The 18,062-nt window shown below is 64.0% G+C and carries 17 protein-coding genes; 11 read left to right on the top strand and 6 right to left on the bottom strand.

The window, feature by feature from the left end; translation table 11 throughout:
- Positions 1-36 precede the first annotated feature (36 nt).
- Positions 37-2,247, top strand: a complete 2,211-nt coding sequence (locus EN853_RS06930) for an ABC transporter ATP-binding protein (protein ID WP_127858639.1) — start codon at positions 37-39, stop codon at positions 2,245-2,247.
- A gap of 170 nt (positions 2,248-2,417) precedes the next feature.
- On the opposite strand, the gene EN853_RS06925 is transcribed toward EN853_RS06930, so the two are convergent.
- Positions 2,418-3,008: a hypothetical protein gene (locus EN853_RS06925; RefSeq protein ID WP_127858640.1), complete on the bottom strand. Its 591-nt coding sequence runs from the start codon at positions 3,006-3,008 to the stop codon at positions 2,418-2,420.
- A 213-nt stretch (positions 3,009-3,221) separates the two neighbouring features.
- Between EN853_RS06925 and EN853_RS06920 the strand changes: the two genes are divergently transcribed.
- Complete coding sequence (locus tag EN853_RS06920; RefSeq protein WP_145971656.1) at positions 3,222-4,760, top strand: trimethylamine methyltransferase family protein; 1,539 nt, start codon at positions 3,222-3,224, stop codon at positions 4,758-4,760.
- 64 nt (positions 4,761-4,824) lie between these two features.
- The gene (locus EN853_RS06915) at positions 4,825-7,251 is read left to right on the top strand and encodes an FAD-dependent oxidoreductase (RefSeq protein WP_127858642.1); all 2,427 of its coding nucleotides are present in this window, start codon (positions 4,825-4,827) and stop codon (positions 7,249-7,251) included.
- A 24-nt stretch (positions 7,252-7,275) separates the two neighbouring features.
- Here the strand turns inward: EN853_RS06915 and EN853_RS06910 are convergent, their stop codons facing one another.
- Entirely contained in the window at positions 7,276-7,668 is a 393-nt protein-coding gene (locus tag EN853_RS06910) for a DoxX family protein (RefSeq protein WP_127858643.1), read from the bottom strand.
- A gap of 258 nt (positions 7,669-7,926) precedes the next feature.
- Here EN853_RS06910 and EN853_RS06905 point away from each other — a divergent pair, with 258 nt between their 5' ends.
- Positions 7,927-8,361, top strand: coding sequence for a hypothetical protein (locus EN853_RS06905; protein ID WP_245516837.1), 435 nt, complete (start codon positions 7,927-7,929; stop codon positions 8,359-8,361).
- 71 nt (positions 8,362-8,432) lie between these two features.
- On the opposite strand, the gene EN853_RS06900 is transcribed toward EN853_RS06905, so the two are convergent.
- Positions 8,433-9,209, bottom strand: a complete 777-nt coding sequence (locus EN853_RS06900) for a VOC family protein (RefSeq protein ID WP_127858645.1) — start codon at positions 9,207-9,209, stop codon at positions 8,433-8,435.
- 176 nt (positions 9,210-9,385) lie between these two features.
- Here EN853_RS06900 and EN853_RS06895 point away from each other — a divergent pair, with 176 nt between their 5' ends.
- The 6 genes from EN853_RS06895 (at position 9,386) to EN853_RS06870 (ending at position 14,702) form a co-directional block, all read left to right on the top strand.
- A complete protein-coding gene (locus EN853_RS06895) occupies positions 9,386-10,120 on the top strand; it encodes a gamma-glutamylcyclotransferase (protein WP_127858646.1) in 735 nt (244 codons plus the stop codon).
- Positions 10,121-10,233: 113 nt separating this feature from the next.
- Entirely contained in the window at positions 10,234-11,598 is a 1,365-nt protein-coding gene (locus EN853_RS06890; RefSeq protein ID WP_127858647.1) for an NAD(P)-dependent oxidoreductase, read from the top strand.
- Between the two features lie 2 nt (positions 11,599-11,600).
- Positions 11,601-12,914 (top strand): NAD-dependent dihydropyrimidine dehydrogenase subunit PreA, encoded by a 1,314-nt coding sequence (preA, locus tag EN853_RS06885; RefSeq protein ID WP_127858648.1) that lies wholly within the window; start codon positions 11,601-11,603, stop codon positions 12,912-12,914.
- 339 nt (positions 12,915-13,253) lie between these two features.
- Positions 13,254-13,772, top strand: a complete 519-nt coding sequence (locus tag EN853_RS06880; protein WP_127858649.1) for an Rrf2 family transcriptional regulator — start codon at positions 13,254-13,256, stop codon at positions 13,770-13,772.
- Between the two features lie 28 nt (positions 13,773-13,800).
- On the top strand, positions 13,801-14,259 hold the full coding sequence (locus EN853_RS06875) for a carboxymuconolactone decarboxylase family protein (RefSeq protein ID WP_127858650.1): 459 nt from the start codon (positions 13,801-13,803) through the stop codon (positions 14,257-14,259).
- Between the two features lie 65 nt (positions 14,260-14,324).
- A complete protein-coding gene (locus EN853_RS06870; protein ID WP_127858651.1) occupies positions 14,325-14,702 on the top strand; it encodes a DoxX family protein in 378 nt (125 codons plus the stop codon).
- A 33-nt stretch (positions 14,703-14,735) separates the two neighbouring features.
- On the opposite strand, the gene EN853_RS06865 is transcribed toward EN853_RS06870, so the two are convergent.
- Both EN853_RS06865 and EN853_RS06860 read right to left on the bottom strand, forming a co-directional pair.
- Positions 14,736-15,452, bottom strand: a complete 717-nt coding sequence (locus EN853_RS06865) for an SDR family oxidoreductase (protein WP_127858652.1) — start codon at positions 15,450-15,452, stop codon at positions 14,736-14,738.
- Entirely contained in the window at positions 15,449-16,294 is an 846-nt protein-coding gene (locus EN853_RS06860) for an SDR family oxidoreductase (RefSeq protein ID WP_127858653.1), read from the bottom strand. The genes EN853_RS06865 and EN853_RS06860 overlap by 4 nt, the downstream gene beginning before the upstream one ends.
- A gap of 102 nt (positions 16,295-16,396) precedes the next feature.
- Between EN853_RS06860 and EN853_RS06855 the strand changes: the two genes are divergently transcribed.
- Positions 16,397-17,269, top strand: coding sequence for a helix-turn-helix transcriptional regulator (locus EN853_RS06855; RefSeq protein ID WP_127858654.1), 873 nt, complete (start codon positions 16,397-16,399; stop codon positions 17,267-17,269).
- A gap of 29 nt (positions 17,270-17,298) precedes the next feature.
- Here the strand turns inward: EN853_RS06855 and EN853_RS06850 are convergent, their stop codons facing one another.
- Positions 17,299-17,928 carry a TetR family transcriptional regulator C-terminal domain-containing protein gene (locus tag EN853_RS06850; RefSeq protein ID WP_127858655.1) on the bottom strand — a complete coding sequence of 210 codons (630 nt, stop codon included), beginning with the start codon at positions 17,926-17,928 and terminating at the stop codon, positions 17,299-17,301.
- Positions 17,929-18,062 lie beyond the last annotated feature (134 nt).

Genomic DNA, 18,062 nt, shown 5'->3' with positions numbered 1-18,062 from the left:
TCGGACCTACTTGAAAAACAAGGATTGGAGCGACCCATGAACGAGGCAGTTCGAGATCCAGCCAAGCCGACCAATGGGCCGATCATCGAGATCGAGAACCTCTCGATCTCCTTCTTCACCCGCAAGGGCGAGATCCCGGCGGTGATGGACTTTTCCTGCACGGTCATGCCCGGCGAGGCGATGGGCATCGTCGGCGAATCCGGCTGCGGCAAGTCGACCGTGTCGCTCGGCATCATGCGCGACCTCTCCAACATCGGGAAGATCGTCGGCGGCCGCATCAAGTTCCAGGGCAGGGACATGGGTGAGATGTCCGAGGAGGAGCTTCGCGCCATCCGCGGCAACAAGATCGCCATGATCTACCAAGAGCCGATGGCGAGCCTCAATCCGGCAATGAAGGTCGGCCAGCAGTTGATGGAAGTGCCGCTGATCCATGACAAGGTGTCGAAAGAGGAGGCCTACAACAGAGCGCTCGAAATGGTGCGGGCGGTGAAGCTGCCTGATCCGGAGCGCATGATGCGCTCCTATCCGCACCAGCTTTCCGGCGGCCAGCAGCAGCGCATCGTCATTGCCATGGCGCTTTTATCGAAGCCGGCGCTGCTCCTGCTCGACGAGCCGACGACAGCGCTCGACGTCACCGTCGAGGCCGGCATCGTCGAACTGGTGAAGGGGCTGGGCGAAAAGTTCGGCACCTCGATGATCTTCGTGTCGCATAATCTCGGTCTCATCCTCGAGACCTGCGACCGGATCACGGTGATGTATTCCGGCGAGGCGGTGGAGACCGGCAAGATCGAGGACGTGTTCGACCGGATGCGCCACCCCTATACGCAGGGCCTGTTCCGCTCGATCCCGCTGCCCGGCGCCGACAAGAACTCGCGGCCGCTGATCTCCATTCCCGGACAGTTGCCGCTGCCGCATGAGCGGCCGAAGGGATGCAATTTCGGTCCGCGCTGCCACCATTTCGTCGAGGGCGTCTGCAACGCCGCCGAAATCCCCATGGTTCCCGTAGAGGGGCACGAGGGCCATTTCTCGCGCTGCGTGCGCTTCAACGAGATCGACTGGGAGGCGCTGCCGCCGGGCGCCAAGAAGGTCAACGAAAAGGTCGAGCCCGGCGCGCCGGTGCTCAAGATCGACGACCTCAAGAAATACTACAAGGTCGGCGGCAGCGAGGTGTTCGGGTCCAGCGAAGGCCGCGTCGTCAAAGCCAACGAGACGATCTCGTTCACGGCGCGCGAGTCGGAGACTGTCGCGATAGTCGGCGAGTCCGGCTGCGGGAAGTCGACGCTCGCCAAGGTGCTTCTGGGGCTGGAAACCGCAAGCGCGGGCACGGTGACGCTCGGCAACAAGGAGATCCAGTCGACCGGTATCGAGAACCGCAACGTCGAGACCGTGTCTTCGATCCAGATGGTGTTCCAGAACCCGTTCGACACGCTGAACCCCAGCCACACGGTCGGCTCGCAGATCATCCGCACGCTGGAGAAGTTCAATGTCGGCAAGACGGTGGCCGAGCGGCGCAAGCGCATGCTGGAACTGCTCGACCTGGTGAAGCTGCCGCGGGCCTTCGAGACGCGCAAGCCGCGCCAGCTTTCGGGCGGCCAGAAGCAACGCATCGGCGTGGCGCGCGCCTTCGCGGGCGACGCCAAGGTGGTGGTGGCCGACGAGCCGGTCTCGGCGCTCGACGTCTCGGTGCAGGCGGCGGTGACCGAGCTGTTGATGGACATCCAGCGCAAGAACAAGACGACGATGCTGTTCATCAGCCACGATCTGTCGGTGGTGCGCTACATAGCCGACCGCGTCGTCGTCATGTATTTGGGCTATATCGTCGAGCAAGGCACGACGGACCAGATATTCTCGCCGCCTTACCATCCCTACACCGAGGCGCTCTTGTCGGCGATCCCGATCGCCGACACCAGCGTGGTGAAGAAGCACATCGTGCTCGAGGGCGACATCCCGTCGGCGATGAACCCGCCGACCGGCTGCCCATTCCAGACGCGTTGCGGCTACAAGAAGCTGGTGCCGGACAATCTGTGCGAGACGAAGGTACCGCCGGTGAAGAATCTCGGCGACGGCCACATGAGCCTGTGCTGGCTGGCCGACGACGTGCTGGCCAAGATGGAGCCGGTCATCAAGTTCGACAAGGAGCATGCGGCGCACGAGGGCGTGCCGGACGATGCGCCGCACGTGCCTGGTCCGGGCTTTGCCGGAACACCGCCGAAGCGTCCGAGCGGCAAGAAGCCGAAGCCGAACTAGGTCCGTCGATATTCAGGCGAGGCCGGCCTGCAAATGGCGACTTCCTGCGCTTCCGGTGCTCACGTACCTCAAGTACGCTCCGCTCCGGTTCTCGGAAGCCACCATTTTCGACTCGGCCTGACCTGAATCTCAACAGACCTAGGCGCCAGCATAGCGTCGCTTCCGAACCATCAGCTTCCGCACTGCCGCAGCTGCGCGGCGTAATCGCGGGCCATCTTATCGGTGGCGCGCGCGTAGTTCTGCACACCGGCGTCACCGCGATTGCCGCGGCCATAGGCCGACCAGCCGAGGTAGTAGGCCAGATAGAGGTTGTAGGTGTCGTTGCGGGCGACGCCGAACGTATCGGCGGTCTTGGAATGATACCAGCCGACGAAATCGACAGCGTCGGCGAAACGGCTGCGGCGCGCGCCCCAGTTCCCGGTCTCCATCTGATATTGCGACCAGGTGCCGTCGAGCGCCTGCGAATAGCCCGCAGCGCTTGAGACATGCTTCCAGGGAATGAAGCCGAGGAGCTTGGTGCGCGGCGGCCGGGCATTGCTCTTGAAGCCGGATTCCTTGCGCACCGTCGCCATCAGCACTGGAACCGGAATGCCGTATTTCTGCTCGGTCCGCTCGGCGGCCGACTGCCAGTTGTCGAACCAGCCGTCATTCTGGTCGAAGACGGCGCAGACATTGTTGATATGGCTGGGCGCCGTCGCGCAGGCCGAAAGCGCCAGCAGCACAGAGACAGCGACAATTTTACTAAAACTCGACCTACGCATTGGGAGACGAATAGGCCGAAATCATAAAAGGAGTCTTGCGAGCTTCCTTAACGCCGGAGCCAGCGCGTGCAAAAAGTCGACTATTGAAATTTCGACTATTTGCGTCGCTTTCCTTCTGGTTGATTTTGAAAAATGCCGCCTTGGCTAAAATCGCGCCGGCAAATGACGAAATCCTGACAGCCGCCGTCTTGCGCCGGCGTTCTGATGCGCCGCATGAGCGAACCAAGACGAAAGCGCGGCACCGAGCGGACCAGCAACCGGGGGCCTGCCGCCATCCCCCAACTGCCGCCGCGGCGCGTGGTCAATCCGTACCCGCCGATGGCGTTGCTTTCGGCCGACCAGATCGAGGCCATCCACCAGGCGTCGATGCATATCCTGGAAAATTTCGGCATCGAGGTGATGAGCCCGCGGGCGCTCGCCCTGTTTGAGCGCGCCGGCGCCAAGGTCGACCATGGCTCGATGAATGTGCGTGTCGACCGCGGCATGGTCGAGGAGGCGCTGAGGACGACGCGTGCCAGCTACACGCTTACCCCACGCAACACGGCCCACGCCATCCATCTCGGCGGCAACACGATCAACTTCACGCTGGTCGCCGGGCCTCCCAATGTGCACGACATGGAGCGCGGCCGTCGCGCCGGCAACCTCGCCGACTATTCGGACCTCGTGCGGCTGGCGCAGCATTTCAACTGCATCCACATGCTGGGCAACCAGGTCTGCGCGCCGATCGAGCTGCCGGCGAACTCGCGCCATCTCGACACCTATTTCGCCAACCTGACGCTGACCGACAAATGTTTTCATGTCTCGGCGATTGGACGGGGCAGGGCGCTCGACGGCGTCGAGATGATGGCGATCTCGCGCGGACTGACGCTCGACCGGTTGAGCGAGGACCCGGGCCTCACCACCATCATTTCCGTCAACTCGCCGCGCCGCTTCGACGAGATGATGGCCGAAGGGCTGATGACGATGGCCGAATACGGCCAGTCGGTCGCCGTGACGCCGTTCACGCTGATGGGCGCGATGAGCCCGGTGACGCTGGCCGGCGCGCTGGCGCAGCAAAATGCCGAGGCGCTGTTCGGAATAGTGCTGACGCAACTCGTGCGTTCCGGTGCGCCGGTGATGTATGGCGCGTTCACCTCCAATGTCGACATGAAGTCGGGCGCGCCGGCCTTCGGCACGCCGGAAAACACCAAGGCCAACATCGCCTCCGGGCAATTGGCGCGGCACTATAATCTGCCGTACCGCACTACGCCGGGCTCGGCCTCCAATGCCGCCGACGCGCAAGGTGCTTACGAGACGCTGATGGCGCTGTGGGGCGCCGTGCTCGGCCACGGCAATCTCGTCTATCATGCGGCCGGCTGGCAGGAGGGCGGGCTGACGGCTTCGTTCGAGAAGTTGATCATCGATGTCGAGTTGATCCAGCACATGATGGAATTCCTCCGGCCGATCGTGGTCGACGAGGCAGAGCTTGCGGTCGAGGCGCTGGGCGCGGTGCCGACCGGCGGCCATTTCTTCGGCGAGCCGCATACACTGGAGCGCTATGCCACCGCCTTCTACCAGCCCATGCTCTCCAACTGGCAGAACTACGAAGCCTGGCAGGAGGCCGGCGCGCTCGACACCACGGCGCGCGCGACGCGGCTGTGGAAGAAGGCGCTGGAGGAATATGTCCAGCCGGCCATGGACCCTGGCGTGCGCGAGGCGCTCGAAGCCTATGTCGCCCGCCGCAAGGAAGCGATCGGAGCGGGCGAGCCGTGAAGGAACAGCTTCCTGATCTGATTCATTTCATTCTCTCAACTCACTGAAATAACGAGAAGAACTCATGAAGTCGCATGCAAAGGTCGTGGTCATCGGCGGCGGTGTCGTCGGATGCTCGGTGCTGTTCCATCTCGCCCGTCACGGCTGGACCGACGTCGTGCTGCTGGAGCGCGACGAGCTCACCTCGGGTTCGACCTGGCATGCGGCCGGCGGCATGCACACGATCAATGGCGACCCCAACGTCGCCAAGCTGCAGAAATACACGATCTCGCTCTACAAGGAGATCGAGGAGCTTTCCGGCCAGGCGACCGGCGTGCACCTCACCGGCGGCGTGCTGCTGGCGGCGACCGAGGCGCGGCTCGACTGGCTGCGCGGCGTGGTTTCGAAGGGCCGCTATCTCGGCATCGACCTCGAGGTGATCTCGGCGAAGGAAGCGGCCGAGCTGATGCCGCTCATCGACCCGAAGCAATTCGTCGGCGCGGTGCGCAACAAGGAGGACGGCCATCTCGACCCGTCGGGCGTAACGCATGCCTATGCCAAGGCCGCGCGGAAGCTGGGCGCCGAGGTCGAGCGCTTCACCAAGGTCGAGGACATCGTGCGCCGGCCCGACGGCCTGTGGCGCGTCATCACCAACAAGGGCGAGGTGGTGGCCGAGCACGTCGTCAACGCCGGCGGGCTCTGGGCACGCGAGGTCGGCCGCATGGTCGGGCTCGAATTGCCGGTGCTGGCGATGGAGCACATGTACCTGATCACCGAGGACATGCCGGAGGTCGCCGACTGGAACAGGAAGACCGGTACCGAGATCATTCATGCAGTCGACTTCGACGGCGAGCTGTATCTCCGCCAGGAGCGCGGCGGCATGCTGATGGGAACCTATGAGAAGGCCAACAAGGTCTGGTCGGAATTCTCCACACCCTGGAATTTCGGCCATGAGCTGCTCGAGCCGGACATCGATCGTATCGCGCCGTCGCTGGAGGTCGGCTTCCGCCATTTCCCGGCCTTCGAGAAGACCGGCATCAAGCAGATCATCAACGGCCCCTTCACCTTCGCGCCGGACGGCAATCCGCTGGTCGGCCCAGTGCGCGGCCTGCCGGGCTTCTGGGTCGCCTGCGGCGTCATGGCCGGCTTCAGCCAGGGTGGCGGCGTTGGTCTCGCGCTCTCCAACTGGATGATCGAGGGCGACCCCGGCGCCGACATCTGGGCGATGGACGTGGCGCGCTACGGCGACTGGGCAACGATGGCCTACACCAACGCCAAGGTGCGCGAGAATTACTCGCGGCGCTTCTCGATCCGCTTCCCCAACGAGGAACTGCCTGCCGGACGGCCCCTCAAGACGACGCCGGTCTACGACACTTTGTCGGCCAAGGGCGCGCAATGGGGCGTCGCCTATGGGCTGGAGGTGCCGTTGTGGTACGCGCCTGAAGGCGTCAAGGACGAGTTCTCATGGCGGCGCTCGAGCGACTTCGACCATGTCGCCAAGGAAGTGGCGGCGGTTCGCAACGGCGTCGGCCTAGCGGAGATTTCGAGCTTCGCCAAGTACAAGGTCACGGGCGAGGGGGCGGCCGCCTGGCTTGACCGCATGTTGGCCTGCAAACTGCCCAAGCCCGGCCGTATGGCGCTTGCGCCGATGCTGAAGGAAGACGGCAAGCTGATCGGCGATTTCACGCTTGCCAATATCGGAGATGGCGAATGGTTCATCGCCGGCTCCGGCGTTGCCGAGCAGTACCACATGCGCTGGTTCGAGGCGCATCTGCCGAAGGACGGCTCGGTGCGCATCGAGGCGCTGGAGCAGAAACTCACGGGTCTCGCCATCGCCGGGCCGAAGGCGCGGGAGGTGCTGGCCAAGGTCACCCGCGCCGATGTATCCAACGCTGCGTTTCCGTTCATGGCCTCTGCAAAAATGGATATCGGCATGGCGCCGTGCCTTGTCGGCCGCGTCAGCTATACCGGCGACCTCGGCTACGAGATCTGGGTGGCGCCGGAATATCAGCGCGCCGCGTACCAGGCGCTGACCAAGGCGGGTGAGGAGCTCGGCATCGGCCTGTTCGGCTCGCGCGCGCTCAACGCGCTGCGGCTCGAAAAGAACTACGGCTCATGGGCGCGCGAATACCGGCCGATCTACGGACCGGTCGAAGCTGGGCTCGACCGTTTCGTCGCCTATGGCAAGGAGGCCGGCTTCATCGGCAAGGAAGCGGCGCTTGCCGAGCGCGAACAGGGCGGCAGGCTCAGGCTGCGCGCCTTCATTGTCGAGGCGGACGATGCTGACGTCATCGGCGACGAGGCGATCTGGCATGACGGCGCCGTGCGCGGCTGGGTGACCTCCGGCGGCTATGCCCATCATTCGAAGAAGTCGGTCGCCATGGGTTATGTGCCGAAGGAGATTGCCGACAAGCCGGACGGCTTCGAGATCGAGATCCTTGGCAAGCGCCATGCCGCGCGCATTCAGGCGGCGCCGCTGTTCGACGCCAATTTCGAGCGGATGCGCGCCTGAAAAAGGCGCGCATGTCTCGGCAGGTCAAGTGCTGCGACGGTTGTCCAGCGCGAAAGCGCCTGGGCCGGCAAAGAACAGATAGAGGAAGATGAAGCAGAACGAGATCGCCGCGTCGCCGCCATTGTTGACGGGGAAGAAGTCGCGCGGCATGTGCGCCATGAAATAGGCGATCGCCATCTCGCCGCAGAGCAGGAACGCCAGCGGCCGCGTGAAAAGCCCCAGAGCCAGCAGGGCGCCGCCGGCAAACTCGAGGATGCTGGAAGTCAGCGCAAGTCCGGTCAGCGGGCCGGCATGGGCGCCGGCCGGGAAGTTGAACAGTTTCTGGGTGCCGTGCTCGACGAATTGCAAAGCGGTCATGATGCGGAGCACGCCCAGCGCCTGCGGCCGGTATTGGGCAAGGCTTTCCGAAAGCTTCATCTAAAACTCCATTTTAACCCTCCGGACCCGGCCATAGATTATCGCCCGGGAATGGACCACTCACTTCCCTTGGCCAGCCATCAACAATCGGTGATGGAATGGTCTCCGTTCACCTTCCATATTTATTCCCCCTATGGTTGCATTCATATCGCTATGGTTGTATCTATGTGGTGGATACACCAAACCATGTGAGTTCACCTTGCCATGAAAAAAGTCGTCATCAGCCTATTCGCAATCCTTGCAGGCACGAGCATCGCGATGGCCGGCAACGCCGGTTGCGATGCCTTCAAATGGCCGGTCACACGCGAGCAGGCCCTGTTTCCGGCAGCGCCCCCCGCGCAGTCCGGCGCTGATCTGACGGTCGGGCAAGCGATGGATTTCGCACTCGTGGCGGTAGACACGATCAGCTTTGAAGTGCCGCCGCAACATGCGCCGGCAGCCGGCACGTTCGGCGCGACGGCAAGCGTGACCGTGCCACCTGAAGGCGAGCTCCAGTTCAGTCTTTCCGACGAGGCCTGGATCGACGTCGTGCAGGATGGCCATGCCGTTAAGTCGACCGGCTTCAGCGGCGTGAAGACCTGTCCTGGAATCCGCAAGAGCGTGCGCTTCAAGCTGTCCGCCGGTCCGGCCACCGTGCAATTCAGCGGCGCCAAGAAGGCCGACCTCAAAGTGGCGGTGCTGACGCCGGAGTGACGCCTAAGAGGGCGACGCCGGCGGGACAGCGCCCCCTCCCGTCCTGCCGGACATCTCCCCATAAGGGGTTCCTACCGCGCGGGGGCCAGCAGCGCGAAATGCGCGCCTTGCGGGTCCTGGCATTGGACCACCCATTGCGCGCTGGGCACTTCCATCGGCCCCATCAGGACCTTGCCGCCATTGTCGGTGACGCGCTTGGTTGCGGCGTCGATGGCATCGACATTGAAGTAGAACAGCCAGACCGGGACCGGAATCTGCGGCGGCTTGTTCATCATGCCACCGCCCGATTCCGGGCCGGCGCCGAAGGTCTGGTAGATGCCCATCTCGCCCATGTCGAACTGGCCGGCGCTCTCCCAGCCGAATTGGCCTGAGTAGAAGTCGAAAGCCGCCTTCCAGTCCGAAGTGTAGAGCTCGTGCCAGCCGATATGGCCGGGCGTGGCGGCCGGCACCGGCGGCTGCTCGGGCTGGTTGGGCTGCAGGAACATGAAGATTGCGCCCTGCGGATCGGCGACGACGGCGAAGCGGCCGACACCCGGGATATCGTCCGGCGCGCGGTGGATAGCGCCGCCCGCCTCCTGCAACGCCTTCGTCGAGGCATCCACGTCCTTGGTGTAGATATAGCCGAGCCAGGCCGGCGGCATGCCCATCTTGGCCGCGTCTTCCGGTATGGTCATCAACCCGCCGACGCCGCGCACGCTAGAGTTCATCACGATGTAGCGGGGCATGCCCGGCGCCTTGTCGAAGGGCTCGGCCCGCCAGCCGACGACGGCGGTGTAAAAGGCCTCGGCGGCGTCGAGGTCGGTGGTCATCAGTTCGTACCAGAAGAAGGGTTGGGGGGAATTTGGCATGGTCGGTCTCCTCACCGGTTCAGGCAGCGATCGCGGTTCGATCCGTCCCAGGACGGTCTCGGCGATAGAAATCCGACATCTGGGCCAGAAATCGAGGACGGCAAGGCGGCTGGCCCGCGATCTTGCGTGTCGCGCGGTTTTCGACTTTGCTGCCTTCAAAGAGGGGCTTGCTTTCCATGCGTCGAATGTCGCTCACGCCTGAGCTTGTCGCGCTCTGCCATCGCGAGGAGATCGATCCCGGTCCGAGCGGGGAGTGGACGCAGCTTTGCGACGACGATTTCAGCGCGCTCGCCGCGCGTCTCGCCAGTGAAGCCGACGAGGGGCCGCTCTGGGTGTTCGCCTATGGCTCGTTGATCTGGAAGCAGGCCTTCGAGTCGGTCGAGCAGCGACGTGCGTCGGCGCACGGCTGGCACCGGTCGTTCTGCCTCGACCTGGTTCGCTGGAGAGGCAGCGCCACGCAGCCGGGGCTGATGATGGCGCTCGAACGCGGCGGGCGCTGCGACGGCGTCATCTACCGCTTGCCGGACGGCGAGAAGGCTGCCCGGATCGAAAGGCTGTTGCGACGCGAGATCGACGATCACGAGGCCGTCGCCTCGGTCAGATGGGTTCCGGTGCGGACTGCGGGAGGGCGGCTGCGGGCGCTGGGCTTCTGGGTGGGCGTGACCGGTAGGGGCACGTCGCTCGGGCAGCCGCTCGAGAGGGTGGCTTGGGTTCTGGCGCGCGCGTGCGGCCATGTCGGTTCCGGCGCCGAATATCTCTACAACACCGTCAGCCATCTCGAGACCTTCGGCATCCATGACCGCAATCTGTGGCGATTGCAGGAACTCGTCGCCGACGAGATCAGGTCGATCCATGGCCAAAGGATCACCAGCAGCGAGCCGTCGGCCGTCGCAGTTGCCGCTATAACATGAGTACAATAATCATGTTTTATCAAGTCGTTCCAGTGGTTTGGCCGAAAATTGACCAATTGATAAAAAAATAAAACGTGCTAGCCTTCCCCAAAACAACAACAAGGGGAACTGGAATGGCGACTGGTCATTTCAAGGAAGGCATTGCCGGCGGCCGACTGTCGGCCGAGCAGTATGCCGACAATTTTTCCGATCTGCATCCGCCGTTCGATCATCACGAGGCGCTGGTCGAGGCCGATCGCTGCTATTTCTGCTACGACGCGCCGTGCATGAATGCGTGTCCGACGTCGATCGACATCCCGATGTTCATCCGCCAGATCGCCACCGGCAATCCGCTGGGCTCGGCCAAGACGATCTTCGACCAGAACATCCTCGGCGGCATGTGCGCCCGCGTCTGCCCGACCGAGACGCTTTGCGAAGAGGTCTGCGTGCGCGAAGTGGCGGAAGGCAAGCCGGTGCAGATCGGCCGGCTGCAGCGTTACGCCACCGACGTGGCGATGGATGAGAACAAGCAGTTCTACAAGCGCGCCGAACCGACCGGAAAGACGGTCGCGGTGGTCGGCGCCGGGCCCGCGGGTCTCGCGGCGGCGCATCGTCTTGCCCGCCACGGCCATGACGTCACGATCCTCGAGGCGCGGCCGAAGGCGGGCGGCCTCAACGAATACGGCATCGCCGCCTATAAGAGCGTCGACGATTTCGCCCAGGCCGAGGTCGACTATGTGACTTCGATAGGGGGCATCGACATCCAGAACGGCAAGGCGCTCGGCCGCGACTTCCAGCTTGCCGACCTGATGCGCAACTACGATGCGGTGTTCCTTGGCCTCGGGCTTGGCGGCGTCAATGCGCTGCGCGCCGAAGGCGAGGATGCCGACGGCGTCGCCAACGCCGTCGAGTTCATCGCCGAGCTCAGGCAGGCGAGCGACCTTTCCAGCCTGCCGGTCGGCCGTCGCGTCGTCGTCATCGGCGGAGGCATGACGGCGATCGATGCCGCGGTGCAGTCGAAGCTGCTCGGCGCTGAGGAAGTGACCGTCTGCTACCGGCGCGGGCAGGAGCACATGAACGCCTCCGGCTTCGAGCAGGATCTGGCCGCCGCCAATGGCGTCACCATCCGCCACTGGCTGCAGCCGAAGCGCGTCATTGCCGAGAACGGCAAGGTGTCGGCCATCGAACTCGAGTACACGGCGATCAGCGGCGACAAGCTCGCGGGCACCGGCGAAATGCTGAGGCTCAACGCCGACCAGGTGTTCAAGGCGATCGGCCAGAGCTTCGTGCCGGCCCATCTCAATGGCAGCGCCGAACAGATCGAGCTCGAAGGCGGCCGCATCAAGGTCGATGCCGAAGGCCGCACCTCGCTGGCAAAAGTCTGGGCCGGCGGCGACTGCATCTTCGGCGGCGACGACCTGACCGTCTCGGCAGTGGCTCAAGGGCGCGACGCCGCCGAGAGCATCCACCGGGCACTGACCTCTAACGGGAGGGCATGAGCATGGCAGACATCCGCAACACTTTCGTCGGCATCAAGTCGCCCAATCCGTTCTGGCTGGCCTCGGCGCCGCCGACCGACAAAGCCTATAATGTCGAGCGCGCCTTCAAGGCCGGCTGGGGCGGCGTGGTCTGGAAGACGCTGGGCGAAGAAGGGCCTCCGGTCGTCAACGTCAATGGCCCGCGCTACGGCGCGATCTGGGGCGCCGACCGCCGGCTGCTCGGCCTGAACAACATCGAACTGATCACCGACCGCGACCTGCAAACCAATTTGCGCGAGATGAAGCAGGTCAAGATGAACTGGCCGGATCGGGCGCTGGTCGCCTCGATCATGGTGCCTTGCGAGGAGGAAAGCTGGAAGGCGATCCTGCCGCTGGTCGAGGAGACCGGCGCCGACGGCATCGAGCTCAATTTCGGCTGCCCGCACGGCATGAGCGAGCGCGGCATGGGCTCGGCTGTCGGCCAGGTGCCGGAATATATCGAAATGGTGGTGCGCTGGTGCAAGCAGTACACGCGCATGCCGGTCATCACCAAGCTGACGCCCAACATCACCGACATCCGCAAGCCGGCGCGGGCGGCCAAGGCCGGCGGCACCGACGCGGTGTCGCTGATCAATACCATCAATTCGATCACCGGCGTCGACCTCGACAGCTTCGCGCCGCAGCCGACCATCGACGGCAAGGGTTCGCATGGCGGCTATTGTGGACCGGCGGTGAAGCCGATCGCCATGAACATGGTGGCCGAGATCGCGCGCGATCCGGAAACGCACGGCCTGCCGATCTCCGGCATCGGCGGAATCACCACCTGGCGGGATGCCGCCGAATTCATGGCGCTTGGCGCCGGCAATGTGCAGGTCTGCACGGCGGCGATGACCTATGGCTTCAAGATCGTTCAGGAGATGATCGCGGGGCTCGAGAACTGGTTGGACGACAAGGGCCATGCCTCGCTCTCCGACATCATCGGCCGCGCTACGCCCAACGTCACCGACTGGCAGTACCTCAACCTCAACTATGTCGCCAAGGCGCACATCGACCAGGATGCCTGCATCAAGTGCGGCCGCTGCCACATCGCCTGCGAGGACACCTCGCACCAGGCGATCACCAGCATGGTCGACGGTGTTAGGCATTTCGAGGTGATCGAGGCCGAATGTGTCGGCTGCAACCTTTGCGTCAACGTCTGCCCCGTCGAAGGCTGCATCACGATGGAGCCGCTGGCGGCGGGCTCGATGGATCAGCGCACCGGCAAGCCGGTGTCGCCGATCTACGCCAACTGGACGACGCACCCGAACAATCCGATGTCCAAGGCGGCGGCGGAATAAGCTTGGGTTCCTCGCCCCACGAAGTGGGGAGAGGTGACCCGGCGAAGCCGGGACGGAGAGGGGCCTTCGGGACGGCTGGACACCGCCGAGGCCCCGATTGCCCGTTATCTTTCTTGCGCCTCGTCCTTGACCGGTTTGACTTCGCAGAGGGTGTCCCCTCTCCGTCCCGGCTTCGCCGAGCCACCTCTCCCCCGCTTCGCGGGGTGCGAGGAACCCAGTCCTGATAGGCGCCGTTCTCTCACTTTGCCTTTTTGTGAATTAGCGGGGCAATTTTCATTTCTCCATTGCGGATAAAAATTATCCATGATAAAAGATATCCACGAATAGGAGATCGGCACGATGAAGCTGGGCGAGGGCGTTGAGGCGGCCATCCACTGCGCGGCCACGCTTGCCAGCGTGGACGGCAACAGCACCATGCCGGGTGCGGCGCTCGCGGAATACTTCGGGCTGTCGCCGAGCTATCTGCTGAAACATCTCAACCAACTCACCGTGGCGCGCATCCTGGAATCGGTGCCGGGGCCGGCGGGCGGCTATCGGCTGGCACGGGCGGCGGAACAAATCACGCTGCTCGATATCGTGCTGGCCGTCGAAGGGCGAGAGCCGGCATTCCGCTGCGGGGAAATCCGCCAGCGCGGCCCGGTCAAGATCGATGCGTCGGCCTATGTCAAGCCTTGCGGCATCAACGCCGCGATGCTGAAGGCCGAGCGCGCCTATCGGGCAGCACTTGCCGAAGTGAAGCTGTCCGACATCGTGGCGGACTATGTCGCGGAAGGCGATCCCCGCTCGTTTGCAGCTAGCTGCGCTTTCGTCGAGCGTCACCAGCGGCCGCAGAAATCCACTTCATCCAAGCAGATCTAGACCCACCCAAAACCCGGAAGGAAAGACGATGAAACAGAGATTGCAGTTCTTTGCCAAGGCGCCCCAGATCATGAAGGCGGTGTCGGCACTCAACAAGGCGGTCGACGAATGCGGGCTTGAAGTGAGCCTGCTGCATCTGATCAAGCTCAGGGCTTCGCAGATCAATGGCTGCTCATATTGCGTCGAAATGCACAGCCGCGAGGCGAGGCGCGACGGCGAGACCGAGACGCGGCTCTATCTCGTCGCCGCCTGGAAGGAATCGCCGCTGTTTTCGGAGCGCGAGCGCGCCGCCTTCGCCTGGACCGAAGCCGTGACGCTGATCGCCGATAACGGCGTATCGGACGAACTCTACGCCCGCACGCTTGAGCATTTCTCGGAAGAGGAACTGGTCAAGCTTTCGGTCGCGCTCGGCATGATCAACACCTGGAACCGGCTGTGCATTCCGTTCCACGCCATCCATCCGATGCCGGCCGCCAAGGCCGCCTGAGTTTATCCATCGATAGCGTGGGCTCGTGACAGGCCCACGCTTTTTTCGTTTTTGGGATCAATGACATGTTTGAGAATTTTCAGAACGAGATTCTGGTCGTGGCGCGCCTGCTGCTGGGCGGCGCTTTCGTTTTTGCCGGCCTACGCAACATCCAGAACAGAAAGTTGGTCGCCTCGTTGATGGCCGCGCGCGGTGTGCCGCAGGCCGCGCTCGCTCTATGGCTGGGCATCGTGCTGCAGGTCGTCGCCGGCGCGCTGGTGATCGCCGGCCTTTGGACCGCTTTGGCGGCAGCTGCCCTGATCGTCTTCCTGATCGTCGCGACGCCGATGTTCCATAATTTCTGGGACCATCAGGGTCCAGACCGTGCCTCTTGCATCAACGGCGTCGTCGGCAATGTTGCCGTGGCCGGCGGGTTCCTGGCGCTGGTTGCGCAAGGAGTGTAGCGGCCGCTGCAAGGCGGCCGCCACGGCATCCGCTCACGCGGCAAAGCGCAGACCGCCGTCGCAGGTCAGCACCTGGCCGGTCATGAAGCCGTTGGAGACCAGGAAGGCAATCGCGTCGGCGACGTCCTCGGCGCGGCCGATGCGGCCGACCGGCGTCTTGCCGGCATATTCGGCAAAGACCGCCTGCCGCTGGTCCTCGGGTAGAAAATCCCACCAGGGCGTATCGATGACGCCGGGCGCCACGACGTTTACGCGCAACGGCTTCAGCTCGACGGCCAGAATCGGCGCAACGGTCAAAAGCATGCCGTTGATGGCGCCGATGCCGGCAACGCCGGGCGCCGCGAGCTGCGCCGAGACGGCTGAAATGAAGGTGACCGATCCGCTTCTATTCAAGGTCGGCAAGGCCGCCTGGAGGCAGGACAGTTGCGGCCTGATCTTCTCGTCGACGCCGCTGCCAATGTCGGCGAGGTCGAGCGTCGCGAACGGTCCAAGACCCTTGCCGCCGCTTGCGGCGAGAACGAGATGATCGAACGGCTCAAGGCCGTCGAAGAACTGCCGCACCTCATCCGGCCTGGTCGCGTCGAACACGGCCTTGCCGACGGTACCGCCAAGGCTCTTCCAAGCGTTCTTCAGCTTCTCCTCGTTGCGGCCGGTGATCGTCACTTTCATGGTGGGGCTGACCAGCCGTTTGGCTGTAGCAAGGCCAATGCCGGACGAGCCGCCGACGATCACGCAGTGTTCGATAGTCATGAATGCTGTTCCCTGGATGTCTTGGACGATTGTCCGATCAGTTCGAGGCTGAGGGCGCGCAACCGGCGGCGGGCTTTTTCGTCATAGGCTTGCGCATCGGCCCGCGATTCCCGCTGGCCGTCGAAATAGAGGCCGCTGCGCCCTTCGAGCGCCGGCGATGCGGCGAGGTTGAGGATCGCCTCGGCGCCCGTCTCCACCGAGCTCCACGGTGTGACGCCGGCCTGCCGGACCATTGTCGTGTCCATGTAGCTTGCCGGGTGCAGGGCATTGACGGTGACGCCGGTGCCCTTGAGCTGTTCGGCCAGGTCGATGGTGAACAGGATCTGCGCCAGCTTGCTCTGGCAGTAGGCGCGCACACCGGAATAACCGTGGGTCAGCATGACATCATCGAAATCGATCGCCTGCTGGCCCGCCGAAGCGACGTTGACGATGCGCGCCGGCGCGCTTGCCTTCAGCAGAGGCAGCAGCTCCGACGTCAGCAGGAAGCCGGCGAGATAGTTGACAGCGAAGCGGAGCTCATAGCCGTCGGCGCTTACCTGCCTCTTGGCAACCTGGCCGCCGGTGCCGACGCCGGCATTGTTGATCAGAATGTCGAGCCGGTCGGTCTTTGCTCGCACGGCTTCGGCGAGGCGGCGCACTTCCGCAAGCGATGCGAGGTCCGCGACGAGAAATTCGGCCTTTCCGCCCTTTGCCCCGATGGCGGCCACCACATCCTTGCCCCGGCCTTCATCGCGGCCATGCACCAGCACGCTGGCGCCGGCGGCGCCGAGCCTTTCGGCGACCACGCGGCCGACACCGTCGGTCGAGCCGGTGACGAGAACCATCTTGTCTTTCAATTCCATGTCCAGAGCCTCCTGGTGCTGCTCTGAACGCAAGATGGTGCGCGGCGCGCCTCGCAAACAGTTCAAACTTTATCCTGGTATCGGTACTGCTATAATAGTCTCATGGATGCCGTGACCCGTTCCCCCGAGGACAGCCGTCGCCGCGAGCTTGGCGCCTTCCTGCGCTCGCGCCGCGAAAGGCTGTCGCCCGCGGCCATAGGCATTGCGACCGGCGCGAGGCGGCGCACGCCAGGGCTGAGGCGCGAGGAAGTGGCGATGATCGCCGGCGTCGGCACCACCTGGTACACCTGGTTGGAGCAGGGCAGGGACGTGCGGCCCTCGGTGGAGGTGTTGACAGCGCTCTGCGATGCGTTGCGCCTCGACACCGTCGAAAAGCGGCACCTGTTCATCCTCGCCGGCCGCCAGCAGCCCGAGCGGCGCATGCTGGCGCCCGAAAAGGTCGACGGGACGCTGCTGCACATGCTGCAAAGCCTTGTCCTGCAGCCGGCCTATGTCGTCGGCCGGCGCTGGGACGTGCTCGCCTGGAATGATGCCGCGGTGGCGGTGTTCGGCGACTATAGCCTGCTGGAGGGCGACGCTCGCAACATCGTCCACCTGGTGTTCACCAGCCCGCACCACCGCCGGCTGCTGGTCGACTGGGATGAGCGCGCGCGTGTGGTGCTCGCGTCGTTTCGCGCTGAGAGCGCGAAATATGTCGGCGACCCGGATTTCGAGCGGCTGATCGCGCTGATGATGCGCTCAAGCCCGGAATTCCGCGACTGGTGGCCGCGGCGGGACGTGGCGCGAAAACTGACGGGGGTCAAACACCTTCGGCACCCGAGGGTGGGCGCGATGGCCTTCGAGCATATGAGCCTGTCGATCGACGACGGCTCGGACATGCGGCTGATCGTCTACACGCCGCTTGCCGAGCAGAACTCGATCGCCAAGCTCAAGAAGCTGCTCGACGCCCAGCCGGCCGAGCGGCGCAGCGCCTGAGGCCCCCTCAGTTATCCTCGGACGAGACACTAGCCTTTCGGCTTCAGCCCATCGAGGAACAGTTGCTCCAGGAACCGCGCAGCGTCCTCAAAGCGGCCGTCGCCGCCGCGGTCTGCGCCGAGCACGGCGCGCACCTGCACGTCGAAATCGGCATAATGCTGGGTCGTCGCCCAGATCGCGAAGATAAGGTGCCAGGGATCGGTGCGGGCGAGCTTGCCGGCGCGCATCCAGCCCTTGATGATGGCGGCCTTCTCGTCGACCAATGTCTTCAGCTCGCCCTCCAGCATCGGCATGATGCGCGGCGCGCCCTGCAAAATCTCGTTGGCGAAGAGCCGGCTCTCGCGCGGAAAGTCGCGCGCCATTTCGAGCTTGCGGCGGATGTAGCTCCTGAGCTCGGTCAATGGATCGCCGATGTCGTCCAGTTCCCGGAGCGGCGCTAGCCAGGTGTCGAGCAGGCGCTGCATCAACGTCTCGTGAATGTCTTCCTTGCGGCGGAAATAATAGAGAAGGTTCGGCTTCGACATGCCGGCTGCTTCGGCAATCTGGTCGATGGTCGAGCCGCGGAAACCGTTGGTTGAGAAGACTTCGAGCGCGGCTTCCAGGATGAGCTCGCGCTTTTCCTGCTGGATGCGGGTGCGGCGGGGAGCTGAACCTTCCATCGTGGCCGTCACCCCCGCAAACCTTCGCAGCACGCGCGACCTGGACCAATTCTCTGGACCAGTTTTTCCTTGGCCTGTGGAGCGCGCTTCCGATGCCGCATTTCCGTTAGTAATCCCTTGACCGCCAACATGGC

Origin of the sequence: Mesorhizobium sp. M1C.F.Ca.ET.210.01.1.1 (assembly GCF_004791585.1) — a bacterium.
Taxonomy (GTDB): Bacteria; Pseudomonadota; Alphaproteobacteria; order Rhizobiales; family Rhizobiaceae; genus Mesorhizobium.
The sequence above is the reverse complement of the archived record's forward strand: the minus strand, read 5'-3'. Positions and strand labels throughout refer to the sequence as shown.

Excerpts from the sequence above, each read along its gene's own strand:
- EN853_RS06870 (WP_127858651.1), top strand. The coding sequence starts at position 14,325 with ATGTTTGAGAATTTTCAGAACGAGATTCTGGTCGTGGCGCGCCTGCTG.
- EN853_RS06880 (WP_127858649.1), top strand. The coding sequence starts at position 13,254 with ATGAAGCTGGGCGAGGGCGTTGAGGCGGCCATCCACTGCGCGGCCACG.
- EN853_RS06850 (WP_127858655.1), bottom strand. The coding sequence starts at position 17,928 with ATGGAAGGTTCAGCTCCCCGCCGCACCCGCATCCAGCAGGAAAAGCGC.
- EN853_RS06930 (WP_127858639.1), top strand. The coding sequence starts at position 37 with ATGAACGAGGCAGTTCGAGATCCAGCCAAGCCGACCAATGGGCCGATC.
- EN853_RS06875 (WP_127858650.1), top strand. The coding sequence starts at position 13,801 with ATGAAACAGAGATTGCAGTTCTTTGCCAAGGCGCCCCAGATCATGAAG.
- EN853_RS06855 (WP_127858654.1), top strand. The coding sequence starts at position 16,397 with ATGGATGCCGTGACCCGTTCCCCCGAGGACAGCCGTCGCCGCGAGCTT.
- preA (WP_127858648.1), top strand. The coding sequence starts at position 11,601 with ATGGCAGACATCCGCAACACTTTCGTCGGCATCAAGTCGCCCAATCCG.
- EN853_RS06865 (WP_127858652.1), bottom strand. The coding sequence starts at position 15,452 with ATGACTATCGAACACTGCGTGATCGTCGGCGGCTCGTCCGGCATTGGC.
- EN853_RS06925 (WP_127858640.1), bottom strand. The coding sequence starts at position 3,008 with ATGCGTAGGTCGAGTTTTAGTAAAATTGTCGCTGTCTCTGTGCTGCTG.
- EN853_RS06920 (WP_145971656.1), top strand. The coding sequence starts at position 3,222 with ATGAGCGAACCAAGACGAAAGCGCGGCACCGAGCGGACCAGCAACCGG.
- EN853_RS06900 (WP_127858645.1), bottom strand. The coding sequence starts at position 9,209 with ATGCCAAATTCCCCCCAACCCTTCTTCTGGTACGAACTGATGACCACC.
- EN853_RS06905 (WP_245516837.1), top strand. The coding sequence starts at position 7,927 with ATGGCCGGCAACGCCGGTTGCGATGCCTTCAAATGGCCGGTCACACGC.
- EN853_RS06890 (WP_127858647.1), top strand. The coding sequence starts at position 10,234 with ATGGCGACTGGTCATTTCAAGGAAGGCATTGCCGGCGGCCGACTGTCG.
- EN853_RS06860 (WP_127858653.1), bottom strand. The coding sequence starts at position 16,294 with ATGGAATTGAAAGACAAGATGGTTCTCGTCACCGGCTCGACCGACGGT.
- EN853_RS06895 (WP_127858646.1), top strand. The coding sequence starts at position 9,386 with ATGCGTCGAATGTCGCTCACGCCTGAGCTTGTCGCGCTCTGCCATCGC.
- EN853_RS06910 (WP_127858643.1), bottom strand. The coding sequence starts at position 7,668 with ATGAAGCTTTCGGAAAGCCTTGCCCAATACCGGCCGCAGGCGCTGGGC.
- EN853_RS06915 (WP_127858642.1), top strand. The coding sequence starts at position 4,825 with ATGAAGTCGCATGCAAAGGTCGTGGTCATCGGCGGCGGTGTCGTCGGA.